General features: G+C 69.0%; 2 protein-coding genes and 1 pseudogene. All 3 read right to left on the bottom strand.

Annotated elements, in window-relative coordinates:
- Positions 1 to 739 (bottom strand): annotated as a pseudogene (locus VF794_RS18940) (hypothetical protein); the annotation flags it as partial.
- 120 nt (positions 740 to 859) lie between these two features.
- On the bottom strand, positions 860 to 2,830 hold the full coding sequence (locus VF794_RS18935) for a hypothetical protein (RefSeq protein ID WP_331112366.1): 1,971 nt from the start codon (positions 2,828 to 2,830) through the stop codon (positions 860 to 862).
- The coding region (locus VF794_RS18930) for a 5'-nucleotidase C-terminal domain-containing protein (RefSeq protein ID WP_331112364.1) at positions 2,830 to 3,799 on the bottom strand (970 nt) is incomplete at its 5' end. The genes VF794_RS18935 and VF794_RS18930, both read right to left, overlap by 1 nt.

Raw genomic sequence — 3,799 nt, 5'->3', positions numbered from 1 at the left:
GGTAGGTGGCCTGTGCGGACGCGCCCGCGGCGCGCACCGGGGCTTCAATGCCCTGGTTGGCCAGGCCCGGGATGATGCCCTTCTGGAAGTAGCCGCCGCTCGCCTCGAGGCGGAAGGTGGGGAGGATGTCCCAGCCGGCGCCCGCCAAGAGGCCGTAGAGCGTCTCCTGCTCCAGAATCAGCTCGTTGAGCACCAGCGCCGACTTGCCGCCCACGAAGGCGTACCAGTTGTCGCGCGTCACCTGCAGCTTGGCGCCCGGCACGCCGTTGTTCTGCGAGCGGGTGGTGAACACGCCGCTGCCGCCCCAGGAGATGCGGTAGGCGTAGCCCAGCCGGAAGCGGTCCGCGGACACCGGGAAGCCGGTGAGGGACAGGCCCTCGTTCTCACCCCAGCCCGCGGGCCGGTAGTTGAGGCGGATGTAGCTGGAGTTGTCCCGCAGGTCGATGCCACCCGAGGGCCGCTCCAGCATCAGCACCGTGAGGGCCGCCTCGGTGGTGAGGCCCTCGAAGAACGCCGGCATCCGCTTGTAGAGGACGATGTTGGACAGCGTCTCGAAGCCGGAGAAACGGGTGTTGAAGTTGTCGTAGAACTGGGTGTTCTGGTTGCCCGCGCCGAACCGGGCGGTGGGGCTGTTGGGCGTCGTCTCGCCCGCATTGGCGAAGACGTTGTCGTCCGCGAAGACGAACGACAGACGGGTATCGACGAAGTCTCCGGCCCAGGCGGGCGTGGAGAGGGCCATCAGCCCGGTCAGGGCCAGCGTGCGAAACGTTCTCAAATTCCCTCCAAGGAGTGGCCGGGGGGGGCCGCTCCTCCCTGCGCCCCTGGGAGTGGGGCGCTCACGTCAACTCAAGTCACTGCGTCACTGACACGGCTTGATGGGGCGCGGGCACTGCTGGTCCTGGCCCGGGTGGCAGCACAGGTCGTCCGCGTCGCGCGGCATCACCATCCAGCGTGGGCGTCCCGGTTGGATCTGCCGCAGGTGGCCCGTCACATCGAAGGTCACCGAGTGCATCAGGCGGCACTGCTGGGCGCGATCCGCATCCGAGTCGTTCTCGTCGCAATCCACCCGCAGGTCCGGCACGGCGTCCTTCGTCGTGAGGAGGATGCGAGTGCCGGGGTTGCGCGACACGGAGCAGCGCGGGGCCGTACCGCCCGCCGGTACCGGGACCGCGGACAGGAAGGCCATGTAGCCCTCGCCGGAGCGGAGGGTGACGTCCTTGCGTGTCTTGGCCGGCACCAGCTCGTCCACGTCGCTGGCGGTGACGCCCGCGCCACCGAAGCGCAGGTAGCTGTCCACGTCGCACCAGATGCTCACCTGCGCGCCCGGGTCGTAGCCCGTCGCGGTGCTCCTGGAGGTGGTGTCGGAGAGGGTGACCGTCTGCGCGCGCAGCGGCAGCGAGTCATCCAGGCCGGCCTCGCGGGGGCCGGGCCCGGCCATCTCCACCACGAACTGGCCGAAGCCGGTGAACTGGCTGCGCTCGGAGCACACGGTGCCTCCGGCGCCCGTGGTGCAGTCGATGTTGCACTGGACCTCGTTCATCTCCGGGGGCGCGGAGGTGCCGCAGTAGGTCCACGCGCCACGCGAGCTACAGAAGAAGGGCACCTCGCCGTTGCCGTTGAGGTCGCAGTTCTTGAAGACCTTGGGGAAGCGGACGTTGCGCACCTGCACCAGCCCCGACTCCAAGCTCTCCAGCTTCAGGTTGTCGGTGTAGTAGCCGCAGAGCGGGTCGACGCTGCCGGGCGCCAGCGTGTTGCTCAGCCCGCAGTGGCGCAGGTTGAGTTCCCTGGGCGGGTGGAGCTTCAGGTACTTGGTCCACTGCTCCGGCGGCAGCTCGCGCACGTGCTCACGCACCGTCCACGAGGGGAAGGTGAGCTGCGTGGTGGAGGTGAACTCCTGGAGCGAGCCGGCCAGCGTCCACAGCAGGTCGCCCGTGTCGAGTCCCTCGGGGTAGCTGTAGTTGTAGACGTACATGGAGCCGAAGGTGCCGGGCATGAAGCCGCTCGGCTCGGTGGCATCCGGCACGGGGCAGGCGGTGATGTCCGTGACGAAGAAGCCGGAGGGGTCCGTCCCCGTCACCAGCAGCGTCACGGGCTTGGGCGGATCCACCTGGCCGTCGCCGTCCAGGTCGGCGTCCGGGCAGTTCTGGTACAGCACCGCGCCGGACTCGGGAGCGCGACCGATGGTGACGAACTGGCCCACGAAGGGCGAGGACCGGTTGTCCGCGGTTTGCGGCTGCTGGATGGAGGCCAGCGTGGGCTCCTCGAAGAGGACGGGCCCGGAGGATCCGGCGGCGTAGCTGCGCGAGGCGGGCTCCGGGGGGAGTTGCTTCGGGTCTCCGGAGATCTGTCCGTTGGTGTAGGTGGGCTGGACGGGCTCGTCGAGCGCCCAGACGCGCACCTCGCCGTAGATGTGCTCGGCGCGCACCGTGTCGGTGCCCCGGCCCTGGGTGAGCTGCGTCCAGTGGTAGGTGTAGTCGCCAGCGAGGTCGCCCGGCACCACCTTGAAGGCCACGGGCCCATTGAAGTCGAGCGGCTTGCCCGCCTTGTCCAGGGCGGTGATGTCCAGGGACATCTCCACCTGGCCGCGGGGGATGACGTAGCGGCAACTGTCCGTGCCCCGCACCTCGGCGGGCACCTGCGCCAGGGTGCCGTAGTGCTTGAGGCAGGAGTTGACCACGTCGAGCGGCGCGAGCGTCCCCGTGGTGCCCACGGAGGAGATGCTCTTCACCTCCACGCGGAAGGAGCCCACGCCCTCGGGAGTGGGGGAGTCCACGCTGTAGCAGCCGGACGCGGCGGCGGTCGCCGCCAGGAGGAGCAGATGCTTCTTCATCACTTCACCTTCCGGCCGATGCGGCCATCCTCGGTGGCATTGGCGATGGGCATTGCGGTCGGGTTCTCGCAGAAGCTCTTGAGCTGCCGGGTGACCGAGCCGCACTCCTGGGCACCCTTGAGCGCTTCACGGCAGGTGCAGCGGCCGGTGTACGGGCCCGAGGGCATGGCGGCGCACTTGGTGAGCAGCTCCGGCAGCGGGATGTTCGGGCAGCGCTCGACCACGTCGGTGGGCACGTTGCGGAACTGGCCGGTGGACTCGTCGAGGAACTCGCCGCACGAGCAGGTGCCCACCTGGGTGTCGGTGGCGCACGTGGTGCGGATGTTCTCCAGCGTGAGACCCGGCTTGTTGCAGCGCTGGGGTGCGTCGCGCAGCGCCAGCAGGTCCTCGAACACCTGGGTCTGGGTGCAGAAGTTGCGGGTCTGCTCGTCCACCACCCACTTGCCGTCCTGCTGCGTCGTGGCGCAGCGCGCCCCCGTCTTGGACGTCGCGCGGCCCGCGAGGATGTCGTCGCAGGTGCAGAAGCCCTGCATGTAGCCGATGAGCGAGTCGCGCAGGGAGATGCCCGTCTCCTGGCGCGTGGTGTTGCGCTTGAGGACGCTGAAGCCGGAGCCGCCCTTGGCGATGTAGTCGTTCACCGCCACGCGGTACATGCCGTTGGGGTTGATGGGCTGGCCGTTGATGGAGATGTCGATGGCGGGGTGGGCCCAGCAGCGGTTGCCATCCTGGTCCTGGAGGCACTGCCAGGGCGCGTGGCCCTCGCGGCCCTCCTGGGGGCAGTCGGCGCCATTCCTGGCCGGGGTGCAGGGCACGCGCAGGTCGTTGAGCTGCACCTGGGCGCAGTCCATGGTGAAGCGCGCACCGGAGAGCTGCGCCTGGCTGACGCAGCCGCGCTCGGCCGAGCGATCGGCCACGAAGTCGAACATCTCCTGAATCTCCACGCCCGACAGATTCATGATGTTGATGGTG

This window comes from Archangium sp., from assembly GCF_036389735.1.
Classification (GTDB): Bacteria; Myxococcota; Myxococcia; order Myxococcales; family Myxococcaceae; genus Archangium.
This window is presented reverse-complemented; position numbering and strand designations above follow the sequence as displayed.

Bases quoted from the DNA above. Each gene is read 5' to 3' on its own strand.
- VF794_RS18935 (WP_331112366.1), bottom strand. From the start codon at position 2,830: ATGAAGAAGCATCTGCTCCTCCTGGCGGCGACCGCCGCCGCGTCCGGC.